The organism is Caldimonas manganoxidans ATCC BAA-369 (assembly GCF_000381125.1).
GTDB classification, from domain to species: Bacteria; Pseudomonadota; Gammaproteobacteria; order Burkholderiales; family Burkholderiaceae_C; genus Caldimonas; species Caldimonas manganoxidans.
Genome location: NZ_KB905930.1, coordinates 189523 through 213446, shown reverse-complemented (window position 1 = coordinate 213446; position 23924 = coordinate 189523). Strand labels below are relative to the sequence as shown.

Below are 23924 nucleotides of genomic sequence, written 5' to 3'. Positions count from 1 at the left end.
AACCGGTCGTGCACCGGTTGCGTGGCCGCACCGCATGCCGGGCAGGCGAGCCTGCTGGTGTGGCAGCCGATCTCGAAGTCGATACGCCGCTTGGCGGTGTCGAGCCTGACGTCATCGACGACCCACGGCGGCTGCAAGCCCAGCGCGCTGGTAAACAGAGCTTCTACGGCAATGCCCATGGACTCATCCTCCTGATCAAACACGCCTCGTGGACATGTGCACAGGCCGGCCAGCGGCCTGCACACATGCCCACCGGGCTCAACGACCAGGAGTCATTGTGACTGTTGGGTTCCACACGAAATGACGAAGAGCCAAGCTGTGGCACATTGCCATTGTCCAACTCGGCCCGCCTAGCTTGACTAGCGAGTGAAACCAGCCGCGCCTCCAGATATTGCACATGCGCTTTGTTGAGGTTTTGATCCTTGCTGGTGAATACGATGGCGTGTGTCCAGAAATCCTTTTGCTTGTGATGCTGGTCAAGCCGGGCGCGAAGGAAATCACCTTCGCCCACATAAATCCTGGGCAGTTGCCCGAAGACACCAGGCCCCCACAGCACGTACACTCCGGCACGCTGCAATTCGGGACGCTGGCGCACCTCGGCAAAGATCGCGCGCGGGAACATCAGCCCTTGTCCCGTCCAGTTGGACTTTTCAATGATGCGCAGCCCCTCCGGATCACCCATGGGCACGAAAATTCGCACGGAAAATGCGCGTTTCTCAGTCATAAGCCTCTCTCCAGCAAAAACCGTTCTGCATCTTTTACCCGCAGTTCGCCGGATATCAGCTTGGGCAGCAGGGTGTCGCGCAGTTGGGCGAGGGTTTCGATTTCCTCAGCATTAACTTTGACATTCTTGAATGGGGGCGCAACAAGACGAGAGAACGCATCCCATACAGTCTTCTTGACCGGTGCCGCAAGCTTGAACGCGGCCACCGAGTCAGCCTGAACACGCTGCCGACCGGAGGTGCCTGTCATGCTTCGGATAGCCTGCGCCCGAAAAGTCGAATCTCGTGCCAGTAAGTACCCGAATTCCGGCGGCACTGGGGCTTTGGGTCGCATTACGATATATTCAGTGGAACCCCAACCCACCGCGTTGTCAGGCAAGCACTGGACAAAGGCCGCCTTTCCATTCTCCAAACAGGGTGTAATCCGGGCCAACAAGGTGTCACCATTGCGAAAACGCATACCACTACCGAATGGCCGCAATACCGGCGGCTCTGGCCAGCTCCCAGACGTCGGCAATGCGGCCATTTCGATGTATGGGGCTTCCGTCCCCTTTCCCAAGGATTCTGATGGATTGAACTCAATGAGATGGCTCGCTGGTACACTTTCCCACCCCTCCGGAATCTCGCCCAATTCTGAATCGATGAGCCGGTCGGGGAAGAGGTCGTAGAGGTGCGCGGGCAGGCCAGGTAGGGGCGACCGGCCGGTCGCCCCTACATCCCCCCTCTGCCAGCGCCCTTCCATCTTGGCGCGCACGGGCTCGAAATCCACGAACCACGCCTTGAACAAGGCGCGGGCCATGGCCTCTAACGTTTCGTTCTGGCGGCGCAAGAGTTCGATCTTGTCGTCCAGCGTGCCGAGGATATGGGCGATGGCGCGTTGCTCGGCAAGCGGGGGTAGTGTGATTTGAAATCGTTCAACGGCTGACGACGGGACGCGCTGTCGGCCGGATGTCCCCTCCATGTGCCCTATTGCATAGCGTCGGAATTCCGGAGAACGAGCTATGTAATAGGCGAACAATGAATCGCTTTCTCCGGATCTGCCGCTGAGCACGATATATTCTGTCGATCCATGCGCCACTTCATCATTACGCAGGCCGACGACAAAGGCGGTTTTTCCGTTTTCGAGACACGGTGTAATGCGTGCAATAAGCGTATCATCGTTGCGAAACCTAGTGCCTGAACCTGTGAATTCGCGGGTTTCGATGCGCTCTACTGCTCTTGCGTGCGCTGGCAACGCATCCATTGGGATGAACGGTGCCACGCTACCTCGCTTCAGTGGACGAGGCGGATTGACATCAAATGCAGCGCCGATTGTCGTTTTGCGCCACTCACTGACCATCCTCACCCCCCCTTCAAGTTAACCTGACTTGCAGCAGCCATTGCCTTGACCTTCCCTTGGCAACGCATCACGACACCTCCCGACCCGCTCATACGCCCGCCTCCGCCGTTTCCTCGAACAGCCGCAAATAGGGTTCGAAGCGAAAGCGCCGGTTGCGGGCGTAGCCGGTGATTTCGCGCAAGTCGCTTGATCAACGTTGCGTTGATTGTGGTCATCACTCGGGCGTGTGTTCAACGCAGCGTTCAAAACCCCAGCGCCTCAGGTTGGCCTCGGTCGCGGCATCGAGCTTATGCGCGCGATGCTCGGCATTTATGCGCGCGCTCATATTTTTGTTCCTCGCTCATACCAAGCCCCCTTGCGTTCTCCGTGGCGCACCAGTCGGCCGTCGTCCACCAGTCTGGATAGCAGGCGAGTGGCTTGGTGCGGGCCGATCCGGCAGAGCTCAGCCGCATCGCGCCGTGTGATCCGTCCGTGCTTTTCCACGAACTGGAGCACCATTTGTTCTTGCTGCAGGGGTTCGAATCCGCGTTGGCGGACGTAGCCGGCTTTGTTGCCCAGCAGGCGATAGAAGGCGGCGGCCAGGTGCCAGGTTCGGCCTTTCTTTTGGCCGCGTTCTTCGACGAGGCCCGCTTCCACCAGGGTATGCAAGGTGGTGCGGGTTTCCGCCTCGGGCTTTTGCAGCAGGTGGGCGGCGTCGCCAGTGGTCAGGCTGCGCTCCTGCCAGAGGGCGTTGAGGATCAGGAGCTCATCCAAGCCCAGAGTGCGTCCGTTCTGCGCTTCGGTGACGAGCAGGCGGACGAAGTCGAGGTTGGCTTGGCCTCCAGGGATGACGACGGTGACGCCAGTCGCATCGCTGCGCGCGTAAGAGGGGGCGGTGCGGCCGTTGCGCAGTTGTTCGTAGAAGATGGTGTCGATGCCGCGCGCGGTGCGCTCGACGATGCCGGCGCGCTTGAAGGCGTCGGCCAGCAAGGGGTTGCGCGGGCGTGGTGCGGTGACGAGCAGGTTGTCCAGGCGCACACCTTCCGGAAAGCCGCCGGGGTTGCTGATTTCGATGCGTTCGGGGTGCCATTGGAAATGGACGGCACCCAGGCGCTGATAGTCACGGTGGATGAGGGCATTGGCCACCGCTTCGCGCAAGGCGCGCTCGGGGTAGTCGGGAACGCCTACGCGCAGCAACCCGACCATCAGTTCCTTTTCTCGGTTGCGGGCGCGGATGCGCATTTCGATCTCTTCCATCACGCGCAACAGTGGCCAGCGAAAGAAGTCGTTGACCTCCAAGTCGAGCCCGCGCAACACCTGAAAGGCGACTTCGTGCGCCGGAACGTAACGGCGCAGTGCCTCTTCCTTGCCAAAGAGCAACAAGGCCGCCAGGCGAACGCCGCGCACGCTGCCATTGGCATCGATGACACCCAGCGCTTTGGCGAGCTCCAGATCGGGTAGGTCGAGCAGGCTTTCGTCGCTGCGGCCGCGTCGCTCCCGCACACTGCGGCGAAAGCGTTCGAACTCCAGGGGGTCGAGATCCTGCCAGCGGGCATCGGCGAGGATCTGCGCCGAAGGGTCGAGCAACCCCCGTCCTGCCAAGAGGGACTGAACGGCGTGGGCATCCATTGGTAGGCAAGCAGGTTTGCCGTCACCACCCACCGCGCGGCGAAGGAAAAGGCCGTCTGCGGTGGCAACCGGGTGGTGTTGTGGGGGTACTTCGATCACCAGAACGGCATGGCCTTCGTAGTCGATGGATTCGATGCGAACGGTTACTGGTGGACGGGTGCGATGGGCGATCAGGGCGGCGAGTTTGTCCAGGTCGGTGGTGCTGCCATGGCGCGGACGTGCGCCGGTGAGGCGACCATCGTCTTCGACCCCGATCAGAAGATAACCGGATTCGCTGCCGGTTCGATTGGCCAGACAGACAACGGCCTGCACCAAATCGCGGTCGGAAAGGGGGGCTTTGGCTTCGCCCTTGAACTCGACGGCAAGCCTCTCCCCAGCGGCAATCATCTGCAGGAGCTCTTGCGGGGTCATCGGGTGCTCCAGGTGGTGAATGGCGGCAATAAGAACGACATGATCAAAACCCCAGCTCCTTCAGATTGGCCTCGATCGCGGCATCCAACCTGGCCGCTTCTTCGCGCTGCTGCCGCCACTGGGCGGACAGGCGCGCCATCTTTGCTTCGAAGGGTTCGCCGTCGTCCTCCTGCTGCGCCGCACCCACATAGCGGCCCGGCGTCAGCACATGGCCGTGTTGGCGGATGTCCTCCAACGTGGCGGATTTGCAGAAACCGGGGATGTCGGCGTATTCCGGTAGGGGCGACCTGCGGGTCGCCCCTACGGTTCCGCGCCAAGCGTGGTAAGTGTCGGCGATGCGCTGGATTTCCTCGTCGGTGAGTTCGCGCCGGGTGCGGTCCACCAGCACGCCCATCTGGCGGGCGTCGATGAACAGCACTTGGCCGCGCCGGTCGCGCAAGCCCCCGCCGGGGTTTTTGTTGCGCGCCAGAAACCACAGGCAAGCGGGAATCTGCGTGGAGTAAAAAAGCTGCCCGGGCAACGCCACCATGCAGTCCACCACGTCGGCTTCGACCATGGCACGGCGGATGTCGCCTTCGCCGCTCTGGTTGGAGCTCATGGAGCCGTTGGCCAGCACCACGCCCGCGGTGCCGTTTGGAGCGAGGTGGTGATAGATATGCTGCAGCCAGGCGTAGTTGGCATTGCCCACCGGCGGCACGCCAAAGGTCCAGCGCACGTCTTCGCGCAGGCGCTCGCCGCCCCAATCGGAAACATTGAACGGCGGGTTGGCAAGGATGTAATCGGCCTTGAGGTCGCGCAGTTCGTCTTTGTGGAAGCTGCCTTCGTTGTTCCAGCGGATGTCGGCGTCGATGCCGCGCACGGCCAGGTTCATCTTGCACAGCCGCCACGTGGTGTAGTTGCTTTCCTGCCCGTAGATGGCAATGTCGCCGATGCGCCCGCCGTGCTCCTGCACGAACTTTTCCGATTGCACGAACATGCCGCCCGAGCCGCAGCAGGGGTCGTACACGCGGCCCCGGTAGGGTTCGAGCATTTCCACCAGCACGCGCACCACCGAGCGCGGGGTGTAGAACTCGCCGCCGCGCTTGCCTTCGGCGCCGGCGAACTGCCCCAGGAAATACTCGTACACACGCCCGAGTATGTCCTTCGAGCGGTGGGCCGCATCCTTTAGGCCGATGCGCGAGAACAGGTCGATCAACTCGCCCAGCATGACCTTGTTGAGCGCGGGGCGGGCATAGTCCTTGGGCAACACGCCTTTGAGCGAGTCGTTTTCTTTTTCGATGGCGCGCATGGCCTCGTCGATCAGGGTGCCGATCTCGGGCCGCTTGGCGTGGGCCTGCAGATACGACCAGCGCGCCGCCGCTGGCACCCAGAACACGTTGTCGGCAAGGTATTCGTCGCGGTCTTCGGCAACCTGCGGGTCTTCGGCCAACAGCGCCTGGTGCTTGGCCTCGAAGGCGTCGGAGATGTATTTCAAGAAGATGAGCCCCAGCACGACATGCTTGTAGTCGCTGGGCTCCATGTTGCCGCGCAGTTTGTCGGCGGCTTTGAAGAGTTTGGCCTCGAAGCCAAGGTTGGCGTCGTTGCCGCTTTTGGCGGGATCTTTCCGTTTGTTCATCGTACGAGGGTGTCCATGCCGTGGGTTGATCAGCGTCGCCGGCGGCGCGCCTCCTCGATCGCCTCGCACAGCAAGGCTGCGCCTTGCAGCACCCTGGGCGTGGGCCGGTTGATGAGGTCGCCGTTCACGTAAAAGAGGTTGCCGCGCTGCACCGCCATGAGTCGCGGGAAGCGTTTCCAGCCGTCCAGGCTGTCCAGCGGGCGATCGGAGGCAGTGGCCCCCATGCTGGCAGCAAAGATGAATTCGGGGTTGGCTTGCAGCACGGCCTCATCTGACAGGGTGGGCACCAGCGGGGCGAGTCGACCGAAGACATTGACGCCGCCGCACAGGCGAATGACGTCGCTGACCAGATGTTCGTCATTGAGCGTTTTCAGCGGTTGGCGCCACACTTGGTAAAAGGTGGTCACCGGGGGACGGCCCGCGTAACGCTCGCGCAGGGCGTGCAGAGTGCGGCGGTAGTCGTCGGCCGCCTGTTGGGCGGCGGCTTCGGTGCCCATCAAGCGGCCCAGTCGCTCCAGCGCGGTCGGAATGTCGTCGAGCCGCCGCGGCTCGCTTTCGTACAGGGGGATGCCCAAGGCGGCGAGTTTTTCGATCTGGCGGCGTGCATTGCCATGACGCCAGACGACGATCAGATCGGGCTTGAGCGCAGCGATGGTTTCCAGGTCGATGGCTTTGTTGTCGCCCACACGGCGGATGGACCGAGCCGCTTCGGGGTAGTCGCTGTACTCGACCACCCCGACCAGACGATGCCCTGCGCCCGCGGCAAAAACGAGTTCGGTCGCATGCGGCGCCAAGCTGATGATGCGCTGCGCAGGCCGCGGCAGCGTGAGCGTGCGTCCATGGTCATCGACGGAACTGACGGCCTGCGCCTGGGCAGCCGGCGCACCCGTGACACAGGCCGCAGCCAAAAGCAAGCTCATCCAAACGGTCTTCATGGGTTCTCCAGCATGGGAACGGTTGCAGCCAGGGCGGCATCAAGCCGCTGCAACGCTGCTTCATGGGGTGGCAGGCCCAGGCGCAGGGCCTGGAAGTCGGGGCCGCGATGGCCGCTTGGCGCGGGCAGGTCGAACAGGCGTGTCCACACGCCTTGCCGGGCCAAGGCTTCGTGCAAGATGGCAGCCCGGGCCGTGATCACGGTGCGAAATAGCACCGTGCCCTGGTGGGCCAGACCATGACGAGCCAGCACGATGCCCAAGGACTGCGCGGCCACCTGGAGCCGCTGGCGCATGGTGGCTCGCCAGGCAGTATCGCGCAATGCAGCCGCAGCCAGTTGCAACGCCAAGCCCCCCACGGACCAGGGCCCCAGCTCGGCGGCCAGGGCCTCGCGCCACGCGGGGCTGGCCAGCACGGCCCCGACGCGCAACCCCGCCAGGCCGTAGAACTTGCCCAGCGAACGCAGCACGACGACATTGGGCAGGCCCAGCTGGGCATGGCTGGGTCCATCGGCGGCGTCGAGAAAGGCTTCGTCGATGACGAGCAGGCGGCAGGCCGCCGCCAGCGCGCGCACGCGCGATGCATCGAAAGTGTCGCCGGTGGGGTTGTTGGGGTGAGCGATGACGATCACGTCGGCCGCCGTGCGCCCCAGCGCGGCCGCAGCGTGCAGGTGCACGGCATGCCCTTCCAAGCCCCAGCGTGCGGCATGTTCACCATAGCTGGGCCACAGCACTTGCACGTGCGCACGGCCGAGATGGCGTCGCCACAGGCGGGGCAGCGCTTGGATGGCGGCCTGCGAGCCAGGCACGGGCAGCGCCCCTGATCCGTAGGCCGCATCGAAAGCAGCTTGCACTTGCGCATCGGGGCCGGGCAGCTCATGCCAGGCAGCCTCGGGCAGGTGGGTCATGTGCTCACGCGCAGGCCAGGGCCAAGGGTTGATGCCGGTGGACAGGTCCAGCCACGGCTTCCCTGCTGGGGCGAAGCCAAAGCGCTCGATGGCCCGGTGCAGGTCGGCCCCATGGGGAATGGGCGCGGGCTTGGGGATCACGCCCCCTCCTGAACGAGGATCGCCAGCAAGGTCAGCACGACCATCCACAGCACGAAGCAGCGAAGCAGCAATGCACAGGCGCGCTGGACGTCGGTGGCGCCGGGTGGCTTGCCTTCGCCGAGCACTGGCCGCCATTCCAAGCGGCCATGGTAGCGTGCCGCGCCCCCCAGCCGCAGGTTCAGCGCCCCGGCACCGGCGGCCATCGCCGGGCCGGCGTTGGGGCTGTCCCACTGGGGCGCTTGTGTGCGCCAACAGTGCCAAGCTCGGCCGGTGCGGCCGCAGAGGGCATAGCTGAGCGCCGTGGCGCGTGCGGGCAACCAATTCAACACATCATCGAGGCGCGCTGCGGCCCAGCCGAAGTGCCGATACCGTGGGGTGCGATAGCCCCACATGGCATCCAGTGTGTTGGACAGCCGGTGCAGCAACACGCCTGGTGCGCCCGCCAGGGCAAACCAAAACAGGCTGGCGAAGACGGCGTCACTGCCGTTTTCCAAGGCCGACTCCACGGCTGCCGTGGCCACACCGGCTTCATCGAGCACCGCACAGTCGCGCGTGACGATGTGCTGCACGGCTTGGCGGGCAGCGGGCAGGTCTTGCTGCTGCAAGGCGCGACCCACCGGCACCACATGCTCGATCAGACTGCGCAGGCCCAATGCAGCGTAGAGCGCCAGCCCGTCGAGCAGCCAGCGCCCGGCCATGGGCGTGATCGCCCGCATCATCATGAACGCCCCCACGATCGGCAGCACGGCCAGACACCAGGCCAGCACGCCCCGCCGTTTGGACGACCCACGGTGGAGGCAACGTTCGATGAACCGAGCCCAGCGACCAAAGCCCACCAGCGGATGCCAGCGCCGTGGCTCACCCAGGCACAGGTCCAGCGCCACGCCCAGCCACAAGCTCCACAGCCAGCCGGGCTGGGTGAGCGCAATAGGCATGGCGAAGGTGTCGGTCAGGAAGCTCATGGGCGGGCCGCGCGAAATCATAATCGGGCCATGCCGTCCTTCTACGAATGCTTCCACGGCACGCTGATGGTGCAAGGCTGCACCAGCGATGCGGGCAAGTCCACCTTGGTGGCCGCGCTGGGCCGCCTGTTTCATCGGCATGGCCGTCGTGTGGCACCGTTCAAGCCGCAGAACATGGCGCTGAACTCGGCGGTGACGGCCGACGGCGGCGAGATCGGCCGCGCCCAGGCACTGCAAGCCCAGGCCTGTGGGCTAGCACCGCACACGGACATGAACCCGGTGCTGCTCAAGCCCAACAGCGACACTGGCGCCCAGGTGATCATCCAGGGCCGCGCGCGCTTCAATGCCCATGCGATCGAGTACCACGCCTTCAAGCCGCTGGCCCTGCCCTATGTGCTGGAGAGCTACGCGCGGCTGCGCGCCGCGCACGAGGTGGTGCTGGTGGAAGGGGCTGGCAGCCCGGCCGAGGTGAACCTTCGCGAGCGCGACATCGCCAACATGGGCTTTGCCGAAGCGGTGGACTGCCCGGTGATCCTGGTGGCCGACATCGACCGCGGCGGCGTTTTCGCGCACCTGTTGGGCACGCTGGAATGCCTGAGCCACAGCGAACGGGCGCGCATCCGCGGTTTCGTGATCAACCGTTTCCGTGGCGACGTGTCTTTGCTAGAGCCCGGCCTGCGCTGGCTGGAGGAGCGCAGTGGCAAACCCGTGTTGGGCGTGCTGCCCTACCTCAGCGGCCTGATGCTCGATGCCGAAGACGCCCTGCCCCGTGAGCGCCTGACCAAGCCGGGTGAACCGCGGCTGCGCGTGGTGGTACCGGTGTTGCCGCGTCTGTCGAACCATACGGACTTGGACGCGCTGCGCGTGCATCCGCAGGTGGAATTGATTTTCGCCGGCCCCGGCCGGCCACTGCCACCGGCCGATCTGATCGTTCTGCCAGGCAGCAAGAGCGTGCAGGCCGATTTGCGCGCCTTGCGCGAACGGGGCTGGGACCGTGATCTCGCACGCCACCTGCGCTACGGCGGCAAGCTGATCGCCATCTGCGGCGGCCTGCAGATGCTGGGCCGCTGGCTGCACGATCCCCACGGTCTGGAGGGTCCACCGGGTTCGATGCCGGGTCTGGGCTGGCTCGACTTGGAAACCACGCTCGCGCCACAAAAGCAGTTGCGTCAGGTGCAAGGCCGCCTGCGGCCCGGGGGCGAGATGGTGTGGGGTTACGAGATCCACGCCGGCGTCAGTACCGGCCCGGCCTTGGAGCATCCGCTGCTGGACCTGGACGGCCGACCCGAAGGGGTGCGCGACCCGGGGGGGCAAATCCTGGCCACGTATGTGCATGGTCTGTTCGATGCACCGCCAGCCCAGGCCTCGCTGCTGCGCTGGGCCGGGCTCGACGCGGCCGAACCCACCGACCTGAACGCCTTGCGTGAAGCCAGCCTGAACCGGCTGGCCGATGCCGTGGCGCAGCATCTGGATGCATCGGCCTGGGAGCGTGCGCTGAGCTAACAGCCCGAGCACTTCATTGTTCTTGACCTTGGAGCGGCATGCGCTTAACACACCTTGCGCACAATGGACGGCACTCTTGGCCTTGCTGCAGATCGACATGACCACGGACTCGAATCGTCGCCACTTGCTGCGCTGCAGTGTGGGACTGGTCAGCCTGCCCCTGGCGGCTTGCGCTGGCGCGGCTGGCGCAGAGGCATGGCGCCGCCGTCCTCCTGACGGACCGTATCGACTGCAGCCCAACCTGGCGTATGGCCAGCACCCGCGCCAGGTGCTGGATCTGTACCTGCCGCTTGGACCGGCCAGCGGCGCTTTGTTGATGATGGTGCATGGCGGGGGTTGGCGCTACGGCGACAAGGCCATGGGCCCAGTGGTGCAGCACAAGGTCGAACGATGGGTGCCGCAAGGTCATGCCTTCGTGTCCATCAACTATCGCTTGCTGCCCGAGGCCAATCCATGGGAACAAGCCCGTGACGTGGCTCGGGCATTGGCTTTCGTGCAAGCCCATGCCTCGCACTGGGGCCTGGACTTGAACCAGCTGGTCCTCATGGGGCATTCGGCCGGGGCCCACTTGGCCGCGCTGGTGGCCGCCGATCAGCCTCTGGCCCGGGACCACGGCGTGCGCCCCTGGGCGGGCACGGTGTGTCTGGACAGCGGCGCCTTGGACGTGCCGGCGCTCATGCACAACCAGCCCTGGTCCTTGTTTCGTGAAGCCTTCGGCACCGATCCGTCGTTCTGGCAGCAAGTCTCGCCAGTACACCGTCTCACTCAGGCCCCTGCCCCGATGATGCTGGTGTATGCCGCCTCCCGCCAGCGAGCGCGTGACCAAAATCAACGCATGGCCCGCGCCATCGAACGCGTGGGCGGGCGAGCCCAGCTCTACGCAGTGGATCTGTCCCACAGCGAAATCAACCGTGAGTTGGGCCTCCCGGGGCCCTACACCGAGGCCGTGGAAACCTTCTTGGCTTCGATTGGCGTGCGGGGTCTCACGTCACCCCGAGCCAGCGGGCCGCTCCCTCGCCGGCCCAACGACCACTGGCAAAGCAGGCTGTGAGCAGATAGCCGCCCGTAGGAGCCTCCCAGTCGAGCATCTCGCCCGCGCAGAACACCCCGGGCAGCTGCCGCAGCATCAAAAACTCGTCCACAGCCTCGAAGGCCACCCCCCCGGCCGTACTGATGGCCTCGTCCAACGGACGCGGGGACACCAACCGCAAAGGCAAGGCCTTGAGCGTGGCGGCCACCGTCACGGGCTCGTGCTTGGCCAAGGGCCCCAGCACTTCGTGCAGCAAAGCCACTTTCAGACCCTTGAGACCCAAGCGGCTTTGCAGATGGCTGGCCCATGACCGCGAGCCGCGCGGGCGCGACACTTCGGCCAGCACCCGCTCGGCCGGCCAGTCCGGCATCAAATCGAGGTGGATATCCACCGCACCGTGCGCTGCGATGGCCTCGCGCAACAGGCCAGACGCCGCATAGACCAGACTGCCCTCGATGCCGGTGTCGGTCAGCACGAATTCGCCGCGGCGCGCGAAATGCTCGCCGCCAACGCCCCTGGCGCTGAGAACCACGGTTTTGAGCGGCTGGCCGGCATAGCGGCTGCGCAGATGCTCAGACCACCCCAGCTGCGGGTGGACGTGCGGACCGGACCGAGCCACATCGAAGCCACAATTGGCCGGCAGCAAAGGCCTGACGATCACGCCCCGCGCAGTCAGCCAGGGCACCCAGGCGCCATCGGAGCCCAGGCGCGACCAACTGCCCCCACCCAGCGCCAGCACCACGGCGTCGGCTTGCACCACCACACTCCCGGTGGGGGTGTCCATCGCCAAACCTCGCTCGCCGGCCCACCCCGTCCAGCGATGGCGCATGTGCAAGCGCACCCCGGCCTCGCGCAGCCGGTGCAGCCAGGCACGCAACAAAGGCGCGGCCTTCATGTCCTTTGGGAAGACGCGCCCGGAGCTTCCAACGAAAGTCTCGATGCCCAGCCGGGCCGCCCAGGCGCGCAGGTCCTCGGCCCCAAAGGCCGCCAGCCAAGGAGCCACCACCGACCGTTGCGCACCGTAACGCGACAGAAAAGCCGCTGGCGGCTCGGAATGCGTCAGATTGAGTCCCCCCTTGCCAGCCAACAAAAACTTTCGTCCGGCCGAAGGCATGCGCTCGTACACATCCACGGCCACACCGTGACGCGCAAGGGTTTCGGCAGCCATCAAGCCGGCCGGCCCGGCACCGACCACGGCCACACGCCAGGCGGCCATCACGTCCTCGCCGACGACGCTGCGGCCCGCAGCGCACTGAGCGTGGTGCGGCCGGTCAGGACTTCGGCATCCAGCTTCAGATGCAGCAACGTCGGGGTGTGACGCGCCAGCGCCGCCCGAAAGGCCGGTTCGAAATCCTCGGTACGATCGATGCGCGCGGCCTGCGCCCCGTAGGCCTGCGCCAATTGCGTGAAGTCCGGGTTGAACAAGTCGCTGCCCGACACCCGCCCCGGAAACTCGCGCTCCTGGTGCATGCGAATCGTGCCGTAGGTGCCGTTGTCCACCACCAGCACGATGAACGGCCCCGACGAGGCCTTGCGATACCCCATGGCGGTGGCCAGCTCTTGGCCGGTCATCAAGAAGTCGCCATCGCCGGCGATGTTGATCACCGTGCGCCCCGGCTGCAACAAGCTGGCAGCCACGGCCGCCGGCACCCCGTAACCCATGGCGCCGGCTGTGGGTGCCAGCTGAGTGCGCTGGCCAGCGGCCAAGCCGGGGTATTCATAAAAGCGATGCAGCCAACCCGAGTAATTGCCCGCGCCGTTGGTGAGCACGGCGTCGGCACGGCCTTGTTCACGCAGCACACGCTGCATCGTCTTGACCACTTCAGCCAAGTCCAAGGGCCCAGGCGGTGGCGTCGAGACACGGTTGGCTTGGCGGTCGGCCCGCACGCCGGCCACCCAGTCGGTCCACGGCAGCGACGACGGCGCGGCCAGGCTGGCCAAGGCAGGCGCGGCGCAGGCCATCGAGGCCTGAACCAGCACATCGGCGGCATAGACGCGGCCCAGTTCCTCCGCCCCGGCGTGGATATGAATGAGCTGCTGACGCGGACGCGGGGCTTCGATCAAGGTGTAGCCGCTGGTGGTCATCTCGCCCAGCCGCGGGCCCACGGCCAGGATGAGATCGGCCTCGCGGATGCGCTGTGCCAGCCTCGGGTCGATGCCGATGCCCACATCCCCCGCATACAACGGGTGGGCGTTGTCGAAGAGATCCTGAAAACGGAAAGCGCAGCCCACCGGCAACTGCCAGTCCTCGGCAAACCGTTGCAGGGCTTGGCACGCCGCCGGCGTCCAGCCGCCCCCGCCCACGATCGCCAGCGGCCGCCGCGCCGCCAGCAGCATCTCGCGGATGCGGCGCAATGCGCCTGGCGTGGGCCAGGCCTGCGCAGGCTCCACTCGGGGCAGCACCGGCGCATCCGTGCGCTGCATCAGCATGTCCTCCGGCAGCGCCAGCACCACCGGGCCCGGACGTCCTTGCAAGGCCACATGGAAAGCCCGTGCCACATATTCGGGCAGGCGCTCGGGGCGGTCCACTTCGGCCACCCATTTCGCAAACCCCCCGGTGCTGGGGCCGAACATGGCCCGATAGTCCACCTCTTGGAAGGCTTCCCGGTCGCGAAAATCAGTGCCCACCTGACCCACGAAAAGAATCATCGGCGTGGAATCCTGGTAGGCCGTGTGCAAGCCAATGCTGGCATTGGTCGCGCCCGGCCCACGCGTGACGAAGCAGATCCCAGGCCGCCCCGTGAGCTTGCCTTGGGCCTCGGCCATGAAGGCCGCACCGCCTTCGTGCCGACAAGCGATGAAGCGAATGCGCTCGCGGTGTTCGTAGAAGCCGTCCAGCACGGCCAAAAAACTCTCGCCAGGCACGCCAAAAGCGGTGTCCACGCCTTGTGCAAGCAAGGCCTCGACCAGCGCGTGGCCTGCCAGGCGGGAAGCCGGGGTCGGAATCATGCAGCACACTCCTCGATGCAAACGGGCCGATTATCCCGGCCCGCCGGTGCGCAATGCGAGCGTGGCGAATCCAGGCCCCTGCCCCTTGCATCGCGGGTCCACTTCAGGCTGGCGCGCGTCTCGGCGCGGCGCCTGCCGCAGCCACACGCGTGCCCACCCAAGCCGCTGAGCCCACGGCCAAGGCCAAAGCGCCGGCCGCCGCGTAGAAGATGCCCGAGGTGGCCCCCCGGTCCATGAGCAGCCCCAGCAGCGGAGGCGCCACGGCAAAGCCCAGATCCAGCCCGGAATACACCGTGCCATACACCCGTCCTGTGGCCCCGGGCGGCGCCGCCCGTTTGATGAGCATGTCGCGCGACGGGCCCGCGATGCCCGTGCCCAGCCCGGCCAGCGCAACCAGTCCCACGGCCACCAGCCCGGGCAAGACACCCAGCCCGGCCCCGGCAAGCAGCAGGCCCGAGCCCACCAGGCACACGCCAATGATGCGTTCAAGCCGCTGCACCTTGGCCACGAGAAAGCCCCCGATCACCATGCCGGCCGCCCCGGCCAGCATGTAGCCGGTCACCACCAGCGAAGTCACCGCCAGCGGCAGGCCATACAGCGACCGCAACGCCGGACTGGCGAAGCTCTGGATCGCACTCAAAGCGCAGGTGGTCCAAAAGAAGAACGAAAAACACAGCCACACCGAAGGCAGCTTCAGGAAGGCCATGGGATGGTCCGAGACGGCGACCGCGGACGCCTGCGCGGCATGCGCCGTGCGCCCCGGGCGATCGTCCAGAGCCTGGCGCTGCCACACCAATGCGGCCAGCACGACAGCCGCCAGGCCGGCCGCCCCGGCGCAAGCCATGCGCCACGAGCCCGTGGCCGTCGTCACGCCGGCCATGAACACCGGTGCGGCCGCCCACCCCAGATTGCCCGTGATGCCATGCACCGAAAAGGCATGCCCAAGCCGCGGGGGCGACACCCGCTTGTTGAGGATGGTGAAGTCCACCGGATGAAATGGCGCGTTGCCGAGCCCGGCCAATGCCGCTGCCAGCACCAGCCCGCCATAGCCCGACGCCCAGGCAGCCGCCAGTCCAGCCAGCGTGAAACACGCCAACGCCACGAACAGCACCGGACGCGCGCCGACGCGGTCGACCAAAAAGCCCGACAAAGCCTGCCCCACGCCCGAAATCACGAAAAACACCGTCACCAGCAGCCCGAGCTGGGAGTAACTCAGCGAGAACTCGCCGATCAGCCAGGGAAACAAGGGCGGCAGCAGCATGTGGAAGAAGTGCGAAGTCCCGTGCGCCAAGCCCACCAGGCCGATGGTCTGGGCGTCGGGCCCCCACGGTGCTGCGCGTGAAGCGCTCGGTGTCGTCATGCTCATGGGCCGCATGGTAGGCACGATCACGTCGGCAGGTTTACGATAGGAAGCCAACTTCTGTCGCAAACATGCCAAAGCCTGCTTCGGCCCTCCGTTCACGCGAGCTGTCTTATGTGGGGCCGCTGACGCCTCACCTGTACGCCCCCAGCCGAACGCGACCCGTGCGCGCCAAACTGCACCATCTGCGTGCAGACACACAAGTCGTGCCACACCGCCATCCCTGGGCCCAGCTCGCGATCTCCACCACCGGCGTCACACGCCTGACCGTGGCCCGTGGCAGCTACATCGTGCCGCCCTCGCGGGCGCTGTGGATCCCCCCCGGGGTCGAGCACGCGGTCACCGTGGTGGAGGATGCGGATCTGCGCACCCTCTACCTGCACCAACCCGAAGGCCAATGTGGCCCAAACGTCCCGCCCCAAGAGCAGGCGCGCTGGCGCACATGCCGGGTGTTGGAAGTGTCGGCCTTGCTGCGCGCCCTCGTGCTGGAAATGGACACCCGACCCGATGGCCAAGCCGACCTCACCCCGGCCGAGCTGGCTCGGGAACGCCTGCTGGGCGCCTTGGTGCTGGACGAACTGCGCCGCGCTGCCGCGGTGCCGCTGGGCGTGGACCTGCCGCGTGACAAGCGGCTGCGTCAGCTCTGCGAGGCCGTGCTGGCCGACCCGACCCGGCATGCCACCCTGGCGGACTGGGCCCGCGACTGCGGCGCCAGCTTGCGCACCGTGGCGCGGCTGTTCCGCGACGAATTGGGCACCACCTTCACCCGCTGGCGCCAGCAGGTCGTGCTGGCCCATGCGCTCGCTCGCGGAGCCACTCGGCGGCCGGTTGGCCACATCGCAGCCGAGCTGGGCTACAGCCCCAGCGCTTTCAGTGCCATGGTGCGCCGCACCATGGGATGCTCGGCCCGCGAGCTGTTGGCCAGCCCACGGTCGCGCTGAGCACGGCGGCCCTCGCTGCCGGGCCTTCGCCTTCGATCCGGCCGAAACGACCTTTCGCCGGGAACGCCCCGGCGCACACTGGCCGCTGCGACGGGCAAGTCCTACACTGAACGGTCATCGACCGGTCTGCTGGCCGATGCGTCGCCCCCGACCCGCCTTGCACCGAGGAGCCTGCCATGCTGACCTCTCTTTTTGGCGACCTCTTGCCCTTGGGCGGCCCAGCCACTCGGGCCTTGCGCCACGCCCAAGCGCAGCAGGACAAAGGTTTTGCGGCCACCGCGATGCTCGAAAACCGCAGCACCGAGGTGACCGACCGTGGCCACATCGTCGACAAGCACATCCGCGACCTGTTCATCGTGGGTTCGCCGGCCGAAGCCATCCGTCAGCACCTGGCGGCATCGAGGGCCGATCTCGACCTGGCCGCACGCCAGATCACCTTGCACGACCCGGCACGCCTATGGGCCGGTGGTGTCATCAAGGCCCTGTCCGACGCTTCGGGGCAGCCCATCGAGCGGCTGCATCTGCGCCACCAAAGCACACTGGCGTCGATCGCGCTGATCGAACGCACCGCACTGCCTCGCCGAGTCGATGACCCGCTCAAGATCTACCACGCCGATGTCCGCGACCCGAGCCCGGACGCTCAGGCCATTCCCATTGCGTTGATGGAGCGCAGCCACCTCAGCGCGATCATCATGGCGCCGATGCCCGAAGCACTCTTCGATGAAATCGTCGCCACCCTCAATGCCGCAGCGCATGGCGAGCATTGGCAGTGCCCCCACTTGCTCTTCTTGTTGGCCGCACCGCTGGCCACACTGACTCCCCGCATCGCGGCAGTGCCCTGGCCCACAGCCCTCAATGTGATGGTGAGCACCGAACCCATGACCAGTGCATCGGCCGTATGGAACTGCGTGCTCAACACCTGGAATCGCGTCAAGCACCTCTCGCCGGCGGTGCAGGCCCGGTTGCGCGAGCCCCCCCTGCCCGGCGGAGAGTTTCCGATGCGCATCGACGATCTGATCTGCGCATCGGCGGCCGAAGCCTCCGAGCCCGCGCAGGCAGCCGGCCCCAGCGGCAGCCTCACCCCCTTGCCCGAAGTCCATGAGATCGGCCCGGCGTAATTCGTGGACGATGCGCTGCGCCCACGCCTGGACCAAGCCCGCGTGCTGCGCGTGCTCGAGCAGCTCATGCGCATCGAAGGCGTGCTGGGCGGCTGCATCGTCGACACCTCCACCGGCCTGGTGCTGGGCCAGCAACTTGCCGACGACGTCGAGGACCTTCCGCTGGAGCTGACCGCTGCCACCGCCACCGAAGTGCTCAAGGCGCAGCGCCGCGCCGCGCGCGACCTCGGCAGTCAGCGCGTCGACGAAATCATCATCACCCTCGATCGGCACCAACACATCCTGCGCAGCGTCCACCAACATGCCGACCTGTTCCTGCTGGTCGTTCTCGACCGACGACGCACCAACCTCGCGCTGGCACGCTTTCAAGTGATGGACGCCGAGCACTTGCTGGCCTGAACCCCACCCGGCGCCGCAGGCAAGGTGGCTCGGCTACCATGCGGTGTTGAGTCCTTCTATTCGATGAGGGCCGCCCCCACACGGCCCCTGACGCCATGGAATCCGTGATTTACGACTACACGCGCCAAGACGCCCGAGGCGCCAGCTGTACCGCTCATGCCTGGGCCAAAGTGCCCGAACCCTTGCCGCCTGCGGCCAAAGCGGCCACCCGAGAGCGCATTCGCCAACTGCTGGCCGAGCGCGATGCCGTGCTCGTCGCCCACTACTATGTCGACGGGGACATCCAAGACCTGGCCTTGGAGACCGGCGGCTGCGTGGCCGACTCTCTGGAAATGGCCCGTTTCGGACGCGACCATGCCGCGCGCACCCTGATCGTGGCCGGCGTGCGCTTCATGGGCGAAACGGCCAAAATCCTCAGCCCGGACAAAACCGTGCTGATGCCCGACCTGGAAGCGACCTGTTCGCTCGACCTGGGTTGCCCGCCCGACGAATTCGCCGCCTTCTGCGACGCCCACCCCGACCGCCAGGTCGTCGTCTATGCCAACACCAGCGCAGCCGTGAAAGCCCGCGCCGACTGGATGGTGACCAGCTCCTGCGCGCTGGCCATCGTGCGGCATTTGCAAGAGCAAGGCCACAAAATCCTATGGGCCCCCGACCGCCACTTGGGCAGCTACATCCAAGAGCAAACCGGGGCCGACATGCTGATGTGGAACGGTGCGTGCATCGTGCACGATGAGTTCAAGGGGCTCGAATTGGAACTGCTGCGCCAGCAGCATCCCGATGCCTTAGTGCTCGTCCACCCCGAATCGCCGCGCAGCGTGGTCGAACAAGCCGACGTGGTCGGATCGACCAGCCAGCTCCTGAAAGCCGTCGTCGAGGGCCAGGCCAGCACCTACATCGTGGCCACCGACAACGGCATCCTGCACCGCATGCGCCAGATGGCCCCCGGCAAGACACTCATCGAAGCGCCCACCGCTGGCCACGGCGCCACCTGCAAGAGCTGCGCGCACTGCCCGTGGATGGCGATGAACGCCCTGCAGGGCGTGCTGGCCTGTTTGGAACACGGCAAGGGCGAAATCACCGTGCCCGAACCCGTGCGCAGCCAGGCGCTGGGCTGCATCGAGCGCATGCTCGACTTCGTCGCGCGCCACCCGACGGCCATTGCCCAGCCCCAGCACGGTTTCGTGCGTCATCTCGGAGCGGCCTGACCCCATGTTCGACCACGACGAAACCCTGGCCGAAGCCCGTGCACGCAATGTGCGCGACGCCTTGTTCGAAGACCTTGGCCGCCGCGACTGGACGGCCGAGCTGGTGCCAGCCGACCAACGTGTGCGCGCCCGAGTGCTGCTGCGCGAGCCGGCCGTGCTGTGCGGTCGCGAATGGTTCGATGCCTGCATGCACACGGTCGATGCGGCCACGCAAGTTCACTGGCGAGCGGCCGAGGGCTCCGAACTGCCCGCCGACACCGTGGTGTGCGAGATCGAGGCGCACGCGCGTGCGCTGCTCACCGCCGAGCGACCGGCGTTGAACTTCCTGCAACTGCTGTCGGGCACGGCCACCGTCACCCGGCAGTATGTGCGAGCCATCGAAGGTGCCAGCCCCAATCCAAGGGGTTGCGCCATCCTCGACACCCGCAAGACCTTGCCAGGCTTGCGGCTGGCCCAGAAGTACGCCGTGCGCGTGGGCGGCGGCCAGAACCAACGCCTGGCCCTCTACGACGGCATCCTCATCAAAGAAAACCACATCGCCGCTGCCGGCGGAGTCAGCGCCGCGCTTCGCAACGCCCGGGCGCTGGTTCAGCAAGCCCAGGCCGACATCGGCATCCAGATCGAAGTCGAAACCTTGGCGCAGCTCGAAGAAGCCCTGCAAGCCGGGGCCACCAGCGTGCTGCTGGACAATTTCGATCTGGAGCGCATGCGCCAAGCCGTCGCCTTGAATGCGGGGCGGGCCGTCTTGGAAGTCTCCGGCGGAGTCAGTCTGGACCAAGTGCGCGCCATCGCCGCCACGGGCGTGGACCGCATCTCCATCGGCCGCCTGACCAAAGACGTCAAGGCCGTGGACTTTTCGATGCGGGTGGTCCAGCGGCTGTGAGCCCGGCCCAACAGTTGGCCACCGAAGCCGGGGCTATTCCGGGATTCGCACCAGGGTCGGCTCCCCGATACTGCCCCATCCATTCCGGAGCATCGCATGAGCCCCGCCGATTTCACCAACGTCCACAACTACTTCGAACGCCCCGTCTTCGAGGCCGTATTGCAAGCGGCCACGCGCTACCCCCAGGTGCATGGCGACATGCTGGCCGACGTGGCCTGCGTGGCACTGAACCGGCTGCCGCCACGCTACATCCGCCACACGGTCGATCTGGCCTTTTACATGACCGAGAAAGAACGCGCCGACAACGAGCGCGCCTTGACCGAGGCCGTCACCTACGCGTTCGAGTTCGTGCAGGCCCGCACCGCCATGCGCGCGCGCAGCTGAGGGCTCCTCACAGCCCGCACCCCGGAGGCGAGTCCGCCCAGCGTCGGCCCGCCGGGCGCGTCAGAATCGTTGGGAAACTCACCGGCAGCGTGCGTGGAAAGTCACGGCTGAAGTGCAGCCCTCGGCTTTCATGCCGCATCAGGGCCGAGCGCACGATGAGCTCAGCGCATTCGACGAGATTGCGCAACTCCAACAAGTCACGCGTGACACGGAAGTTGGAGTAGTAATCGTCGATCTCGCTGCGCAACAACTGGATGCGGTGCAGGGCCCGCTCCAGTCGACGCGTCGTGCGCACGATGCCCACATAGTTCCACATCAGCAGGCGCAGCTCGTCCCAGTTGTGAGCGATCACCACCTGCTCGTCCGCGTCTTCGACCTGGCTTTCGTCCCAGGGCGGCAACGCGGCCACTTCCATGCGCGCATGGGCCTGGATGTGTTGCGCGGTCGTGCGCCCCAGCACCACACATTCCAGCAGCGAGTTGCTGGCCAGGCGGTTGGCCCCATGCAAGCCGGTATAGGTCGACTCCCCCACGGCATACAAGCCCGGCAGATCGGTGCGCCCGTTCAAGTCGGTCACGATTCCACCGCAGGTGTAGTGCGCTGCGGGCACCACCGGAATCGGCTGTCGTGTGATGTCGATGCCCAGCGACAGGCAGCGCGCGTAAATGGTCGGGAAGTGCTCCTTCAGAAAGCCGGCGTCCAAATGCGTGGCATCGAGCCACACATGGTCCAAGCCGTGCTTTTTCATTTCGAAGTCGATCGCACGCGCCACGATGTCTCGCGGGGCCAGCTCCGCGCGTGCGTCATGGGCCGGCATGAAGCGCGTGCCATCTGGCAATTTCAGGTGGGCGCCTTCACCACGCAAGGCCTCGGTGATCAAAAAGCTGCGCTCCTGAGGGTGGTACAGGCACGTCGGGTGGAATTGAATGAACTCCATGTTGCCCACCCGGCAACCGGCGCGCCAGGCCATCGCAATGCCATCGCCCGTGGCCGTGTCGGGGTTGCTGGTGTAGCGATAGACCTTGCCCACGCCGCCGGTGGCCAGCACCACGGCTGCCGCCGGCAACGTGTCAACCCGGCCGCGCTCGATGTCCAGGGCATACACCCCATAGCAGCGAGGTGGCTCATCACGCTTGAGATGGCGCGAAGTGATCAGATCCACGGCCATCCAGCGTTCGCGCAATTCGATGGAAGGATGTCGGCGCACCTGCTCCAGCAGCGCCTCGTGGATGGCCTTGCCCGTGGCATCGGCCGCGTGGGCGATGCGGCGCACCGCATGACCGCCTTCACGCGTCAGATGCAACCCCAGCGGGCCCTGCGGATCGGGCGAGAACGGCACCCCCTGGGCCACCAGCCACTCGATGGCCTCCGCACTGCGCTCGGCAATGAAGCGCGCCGCCGCCTCGTCCACCAGCCCGGCACCGGCATCTTGGGTATCGCGCACATGGCTCTCGATACTGTCATCGTGCCCCAGCACCCCGACGATGCCGCCTTGGGCCCAGGCGGTTGCCGCCTCATGCACGCCGCGCTTGGCCAACACCACCACCGGCCGCTGGGCTGCCAAGTGCAAGGCCACCGTCAGTCCGGCCAATCCAGCTCCCACGATCACCACGGGATCGTTGCGTGTCGATTCCATGCCATGTCCGAATTCATGCGAGCCGCCCGCGCTGCGCTGGGGGCCTCCTGTATGCTGCAAGGCATTCTATCGGCGAGACACGTCGATGCGAGCCCCTCATCGCCAGTGTGAAGAAGGTCTCACTCCAACAACCGCCTCCCCCGAACGGGTGTATCGGGCCCATGAAACGCATCGCTACACTGCCTTCACGCTCCGACCACGCTTCCCACACGAGGCACCATGTCCTACGTCCAGCGCATGGATGACGATACCCGCCCCCCGAACCGCCCCATCGAATGGGCGCCGACCATGCCTGACACCATGGCCACGCAAATCATGGCGCGCGACAGTGACGACCCCCGGGTCGCCGGCTCTCAGGACATCGGCCGGCTGACCGGCCCCAACACCCGCGAGCTGTTCGTCACTTGCGATGCGGCCGAAGCGCTGCGCTTGCAATTCGAACATTTGCAAAGCCAACATGTCGCGCTGCACGACATCGGAGGCAATGTCTCGCGCCAACTGCTGCGCCAACTCGCTGTGCAAGGCGGCAGTGCCGTGCAAAAGCTCATCATCCGTCAACAAGGCTACGGCACCCTGTTGGCCAGCATCGAGTACGCCACCTATGCCTCGCCTGAAGGCCAGCGCATCCACATCTATTCCACCGATGTGCAAAGCACCCCGGCAGGCCAACAAGCCGTCGCCAAAGTCTTGATGGAAAACGCCCAGGTCAGCGTCGTGCTGCTGGGTGAGATGGCCGGCCAAGGCTCGGCCAACGCCCTGCGGCAATGGATGCAATGGGTGCACGTACCGGCTTGGGTTTGCCCCAGTCTGTTGATCATGCCACTGGGCCCCGCGGCCGCACAGGCGGCCGCCGCGCAGTCTGCGCAAGTGGTGCAGCGTCATGGCATGCTCGTGCGCGCCGCCCCCCAGCCCTCGCGCCCGGCCGATGCCTGGTCCTTCATCCTGGGCTTCTGGCAAAAGAATGCCGCCCGAGGTCGCTTGGCCGGCGCGCCGCCAGCCAACCTGGGCCCATCCCCGCCCCAGCTCACCCCCCTGACGCTGCAGTTCGATGCACCGCCGGTCGACCGCGCCGCTCCCCCGTCGCACACACCACCTGCGCCACCGGCCCAAACCACCCCGACCGCGGCGGCCCAAGTCTCCATCGAAGCCTATGTCGGCCTGGTCGCCCAGATGACCGGTCTGCTGTCATGCTGTGTCTTCGACGTGCACCTGGGCGCCCCCTTGGGTTATGCAGGCCGGGGTCCCTCCCCCCTGGACATGGCCCGCCAAGGGGCGGCGATCTTGAAGGCACAGCAGATGGCCCGGCTGGCCCTGAATCTGGGCGAACCGATCCACGAGATCCTGACCTCCTCAGACCGCCACCACCAAGTCGTGCGACCGCTGCCAGGACTGCCCGATGTGGCCTTGCACTGCTTGCTGGACCGACACAAAACCAATCAGTCCTTGGTGCGCTTCCAACTGCAGCGGCTCGACGCTTGGCTCAAGCAGCAGTCTGCGGGGGCGCGCTGAGCGTCATTGCCAGGCAGCGTCAATGCGATGAGCCTGCATCGCCCGAACGGGAGGGGACTTCGCGCGCCTGCACATCGATCACCTCGTTCGAGACAGAAGAACGTCCACGCCCCATCGCTCCGGCACGGGCTCGCAGATCGCGCCAACGACAAGCCCGGAAGCGGCCCAGCTCAGCCAGATTCGGCCGCCGCCCCCGCAACAACGCCCACACGCTGAGCACCACTGCGACAAACAGGCCCGCGACCACCAAGCTGGCCAGGAACACGAGGCTGCAGACCACAACCAAGAGCCGCAGCAGCAATGCGGCCACGGAAGCCGCCAAAGTGCGTAAAAAATCCATCGTCATGAGAGTCCGGCTCGGCCCGC

The 23924-nt window shown here is 66.1% G+C and carries 21 protein-coding genes and 1 pseudogene; 9 read left to right on the top strand and 13 right to left on the bottom strand.

The genetic code is table 11. The annotated features are described in order from the left end of the window. The 8 genes and pseudogenes from F615_RS20365 to cbiB form a co-directional block, all read right to left on the bottom strand. Nucleotides 1-179 (bottom strand): annotated as a pseudogene (locus F615_RS20365) (ISL3 family transposase); the annotation flags it as partial. Then, nucleotides 164-724 carry a GIY-YIG nuclease family protein gene (locus F615_RS17570; protein WP_019559504.1) on the bottom strand — a complete coding sequence of 187 codons (561 nt, stop codon included), beginning with the start codon at nt 722-724 and terminating at the stop codon, nt 164-166. The pseudogene F615_RS20365 and the gene F615_RS17570, both read right to left, overlap by 16 nt. After that, nucleotides 721-1983 (bottom strand): restriction endonuclease subunit S, encoded by a 1263-nt coding sequence (locus F615_RS17565; RefSeq protein WP_245558305.1) that lies wholly within the window; start codon nt 1981-1983, stop codon nt 721-723. Before F615_RS17565 ends, F615_RS17570 begins: the two co-directional genes overlap by 4 nt. Nucleotides 1984-2382: 399 nt before the next feature. Beyond that, entirely contained in the window at nt 2383-4080 is a 1698-nt protein-coding gene (locus F615_RS0102005; protein WP_019559501.1) for an RNA-binding domain-containing protein, read from the bottom strand. 43 nt (nt 4081-4123) lie between these two features. After that, nucleotides 4124-5695 carry a class I SAM-dependent DNA methyltransferase gene (locus tag F615_RS0102000; RefSeq protein WP_019559500.1) on the bottom strand — a complete coding sequence of 524 codons (1572 nt, stop codon included), beginning with the start codon at nt 5693-5695 and terminating at the stop codon, nt 4124-4126. Between the two features lie 29 nt (nt 5696-5724). Continuing rightward, on the bottom strand, nt 5725-6630 hold the full coding sequence (locus F615_RS0101995) for a cobalamin-binding protein (protein WP_019559499.1): 906 nt from the start codon (nt 6628-6630) through the stop codon (nt 5725-5727). After that, nucleotides 6627-7676 carry an aminotransferase class I/II-fold pyridoxal phosphate-dependent enzyme gene (locus F615_RS0101990; protein ID WP_019559498.1) on the bottom strand — a complete coding sequence of 350 codons (1050 nt, stop codon included), beginning with the start codon at nt 7674-7676 and terminating at the stop codon, nt 6627-6629. The genes F615_RS0101995 and F615_RS0101990 overlap by 4 nt, the downstream gene beginning before the upstream one ends. Further along, the gene (cbiB, locus tag F615_RS0101985; RefSeq protein WP_232300996.1) at nt 7673-8638 is read right to left on the bottom strand and encodes an adenosylcobinamide-phosphate synthase CbiB; all 966 of its coding nucleotides are present in this window, start codon (nt 8636-8638) and stop codon (nt 7673-7675) included. Before cbiB ends, F615_RS0101990 begins: the two co-directional genes overlap by 4 nt. A 30-nt stretch (nt 8639-8668) precedes the next feature. On the opposite strand from cbiB, the gene F615_RS0101980 reads away from it, so the two are divergent. Then, nucleotides 8669-10141, top strand: a complete 1473-nt coding sequence (locus tag F615_RS0101980) for a cobyric acid synthase (RefSeq protein ID WP_019559496.1) — start codon at nt 8669-8671, stop codon at nt 10139-10141. Nucleotides 10142-10238: 97 nt separating this feature from the next. Continuing rightward, nucleotides 10239-11192: an alpha/beta hydrolase gene (locus F615_RS17560; RefSeq protein ID WP_083932367.1), complete on the top strand. Its 954-nt coding sequence runs from the start codon at nt 10239-10241 to the stop codon at nt 11190-11192. Here the strand turns inward: F615_RS17560 and F615_RS0101970 are convergent. The 3 genes from F615_RS0101970 to F615_RS0101960 all read right to left on the bottom strand — a co-directional run bounded on the left by F615_RS0101970 (nt 11125) and on the right by F615_RS0101960 (nt 15486). After that, nucleotides 11125-12387, bottom strand: a complete 1263-nt coding sequence (locus tag F615_RS0101970) for a BaiN/RdsA family NAD(P)/FAD-dependent oxidoreductase (RefSeq protein WP_019559494.1) — start codon at nt 12385-12387, stop codon at nt 11125-11127. The two genes, F615_RS17560 and F615_RS0101970, sit on opposite strands and share 68 nt — an antisense overlap. Continuing rightward, complete coding sequence (locus tag F615_RS0101965) at nt 12387-14120, bottom strand: thiamine pyrophosphate-binding protein (protein ID WP_019559493.1); 1734 nt, start codon at nt 14118-14120, stop codon at nt 12387-12389. The genes F615_RS0101970 and F615_RS0101965 overlap by 1 nt, the downstream gene beginning before the upstream one ends. Nucleotides 14121-14223: 103 nt before the next feature. Continuing rightward, on the bottom strand, nt 14224-15486 hold the full coding sequence (locus F615_RS0101960; RefSeq protein WP_019559492.1) for an MFS transporter: 1263 nt from the start codon (nt 15484-15486) through the stop codon (nt 14224-14226). Nucleotides 15487-15551: 65 nt separating this feature from the next. Between F615_RS0101960 and F615_RS0101955 the strand changes: the two genes are divergently transcribed. From F615_RS0101955 to F615_RS0101930, 6 genes are all read left to right on the top strand, one after another. Then, nucleotides 15552-16421: an AraC family transcriptional regulator gene (locus tag F615_RS0101955; protein ID WP_019559491.1), complete on the top strand. Its 870-nt coding sequence runs from the start codon at nt 15552-15554 to the stop codon at nt 16419-16421. A gap of 176 nt (nt 16422-16597) precedes the next feature. Then, the gene (locus F615_RS0101950; RefSeq protein ID WP_019559490.1) at nt 16598-17539 is read left to right on the top strand and encodes a hypothetical protein; all 942 of its coding nucleotides are present in this window, start codon (nt 16598-16600) and stop codon (nt 17537-17539) included. A gap of 42 nt (nt 17540-17581) precedes the next feature. Beyond that, nucleotides 17582-17938, top strand: coding sequence for a roadblock/LC7 domain-containing protein (locus tag F615_RS0101945; protein WP_026329948.1), 357 nt, complete (start codon nt 17582-17584; stop codon nt 17936-17938). 95 nt (nt 17939-18033) lie between these two features. Further along, nucleotides 18034-19146: a quinolinate synthase NadA gene (gene nadA / locus F615_RS0101940; protein ID WP_019559488.1), complete on the top strand. Its 1113-nt coding sequence runs from the start codon at nt 18034-18036 to the stop codon at nt 19144-19146. A gap of 4 nt (nt 19147-19150) precedes the next feature. After that, a complete protein-coding gene (gene nadC, locus F615_RS0101935) occupies nt 19151-20029 on the top strand; it encodes a carboxylating nicotinate-nucleotide diphosphorylase (protein ID WP_019559487.1) in 879 nt (292 codons plus the stop codon). A gap of 96 nt (nt 20030-20125) precedes the next feature. Beyond that, the gene (locus F615_RS0101930; protein WP_019559486.1) at nt 20126-20413 is read left to right on the top strand and encodes a late competence development ComFB family protein; all 288 of its coding nucleotides are present in this window, start codon (nt 20126-20128) and stop codon (nt 20411-20413) included. A 7-nt stretch (nt 20414-20420) separates the two neighbouring features. Here the strand turns inward: F615_RS0101930 and nadB are convergent, their stop codons facing one another. Continuing rightward, nucleotides 20421-22049 (bottom strand): L-aspartate oxidase, encoded by a 1629-nt coding sequence (nadB, locus tag F615_RS0101925; RefSeq protein ID WP_019559485.1) that lies wholly within the window; start codon nt 22047-22049, stop codon nt 20421-20423. A gap of 219 nt (nt 22050-22268) precedes the next feature. On the opposite strand from nadB, the gene F615_RS0101920 reads away from it, so the two are divergent. Continuing rightward, the gene (locus F615_RS0101920) at nt 22269-23558 is read left to right on the top strand and encodes a hypothetical protein (RefSeq protein ID WP_019559484.1); all 1290 of its coding nucleotides are present in this window, start codon (nt 22269-22271) and stop codon (nt 23556-23558) included. Between the two features lie 19 nt (nt 23559-23577). On the opposite strand, the gene F615_RS0101915 is transcribed toward F615_RS0101920, so the two are convergent. Further along, on the bottom strand, nt 23578-23904 hold the full coding sequence (locus F615_RS0101915) for a hypothetical protein (protein ID WP_019559483.1): 327 nt from the start codon (nt 23902-23904) through the stop codon (nt 23578-23580). Between the last annotated feature and the right edge of the window lie 20 nt (nt 23905-23924).

Coding starts and splice junctions, on each gene's coding strand:
- F615_RS0102005 (WP_019559501.1), bottom strand. CDS start 4,080: ATGACCCCGCAAGAGCTCCTGCAGATGATTGCCGCTGGGGAGAGGCTT.
- F615_RS0101955 (WP_019559491.1), top strand. CDS start 15,552: ATGCCAAAGCCTGCTTCGGCCCTCCGTTCACGCGAGCTGTCTTATGTG.
- F615_RS0101950 (WP_019559490.1), top strand. CDS start 16,598: ATGCTGACCTCTCTTTTTGGCGACCTCTTGCCCTTGGGCGGCCCAGCC.
- F615_RS0101965 (WP_019559493.1), bottom strand. CDS start 14,120: ATGATTCCGACCCCGGCTTCCCGCCTGGCAGGCCACGCGCTGGTCGAG.
- F615_RS0101920 (WP_019559484.1), top strand. CDS start 22,269: ATGTCCTACGTCCAGCGCATGGATGACGATACCCGCCCCCCGAACCGC.
- nadC (WP_019559487.1), top strand. CDS start 19,151: ATGTTCGACCACGACGAAACCCTGGCCGAAGCCCGTGCACGCAATGTG.
- F615_RS0101915 (WP_019559483.1), bottom strand. CDS start 23,904: ATGACGATGGATTTTTTACGCACTTTGGCGGCTTCCGTGGCCGCATTG.
- nadB (WP_019559485.1), bottom strand. CDS start 22,049: ATGGAATCGACACGCAACGATCCCGTGGTGATCGTGGGAGCTGGATTG.
- F615_RS17570 (WP_019559504.1), bottom strand. CDS start 724: ATGACTGAGAAACGCGCATTTTCCGTGCGAATTTTCGTGCCCATGGGT.
- F615_RS0101960 (WP_019559492.1), bottom strand. CDS start 15,486: ATGAGCATGACGACACCGAGCGCTTCACGCGCAGCACCGTGGGGGCCC.
- F615_RS0101980 (WP_019559496.1), top strand. CDS start 8,669: ATGCCGTCCTTCTACGAATGCTTCCACGGCACGCTGATGGTGCAAGGC.
- cbiB (WP_232300996.1), bottom strand. CDS start 8,638: ATGAGCTTCCTGACCGACACCTTCGCCATGCCTATTGCGCTCACCCAG.
- F615_RS0101930 (WP_019559486.1), top strand. CDS start 20,126: ATGAGCCCCGCCGATTTCACCAACGTCCACAACTACTTCGAACGCCCC.
- F615_RS0102000 (WP_019559500.1), bottom strand. CDS start 5,695: ATGAACAAACGGAAAGATCCCGCCAAAAGCGGCAACGACGCCAACCTT.
- F615_RS0101970 (WP_019559494.1), bottom strand. CDS start 12,387: ATGGCCGCCTGGCGTGTGGCCGTGGTCGGTGCCGGGCCGGCCGGCTTG.
- F615_RS0101995 (WP_019559499.1), bottom strand. CDS start 6,630: ATGAAGACCGTTTGGATGAGCTTGCTTTTGGCTGCGGCCTGTGTCACG.
- nadA (WP_019559488.1), top strand. CDS start 18,034: ATGGAATCCGTGATTTACGACTACACGCGCCAAGACGCCCGAGGCGCC.
- F615_RS17560 (WP_083932367.1), top strand. CDS start 10,239: ATGACCACGGACTCGAATCGTCGCCACTTGCTGCGCTGCAGTGTGGGA.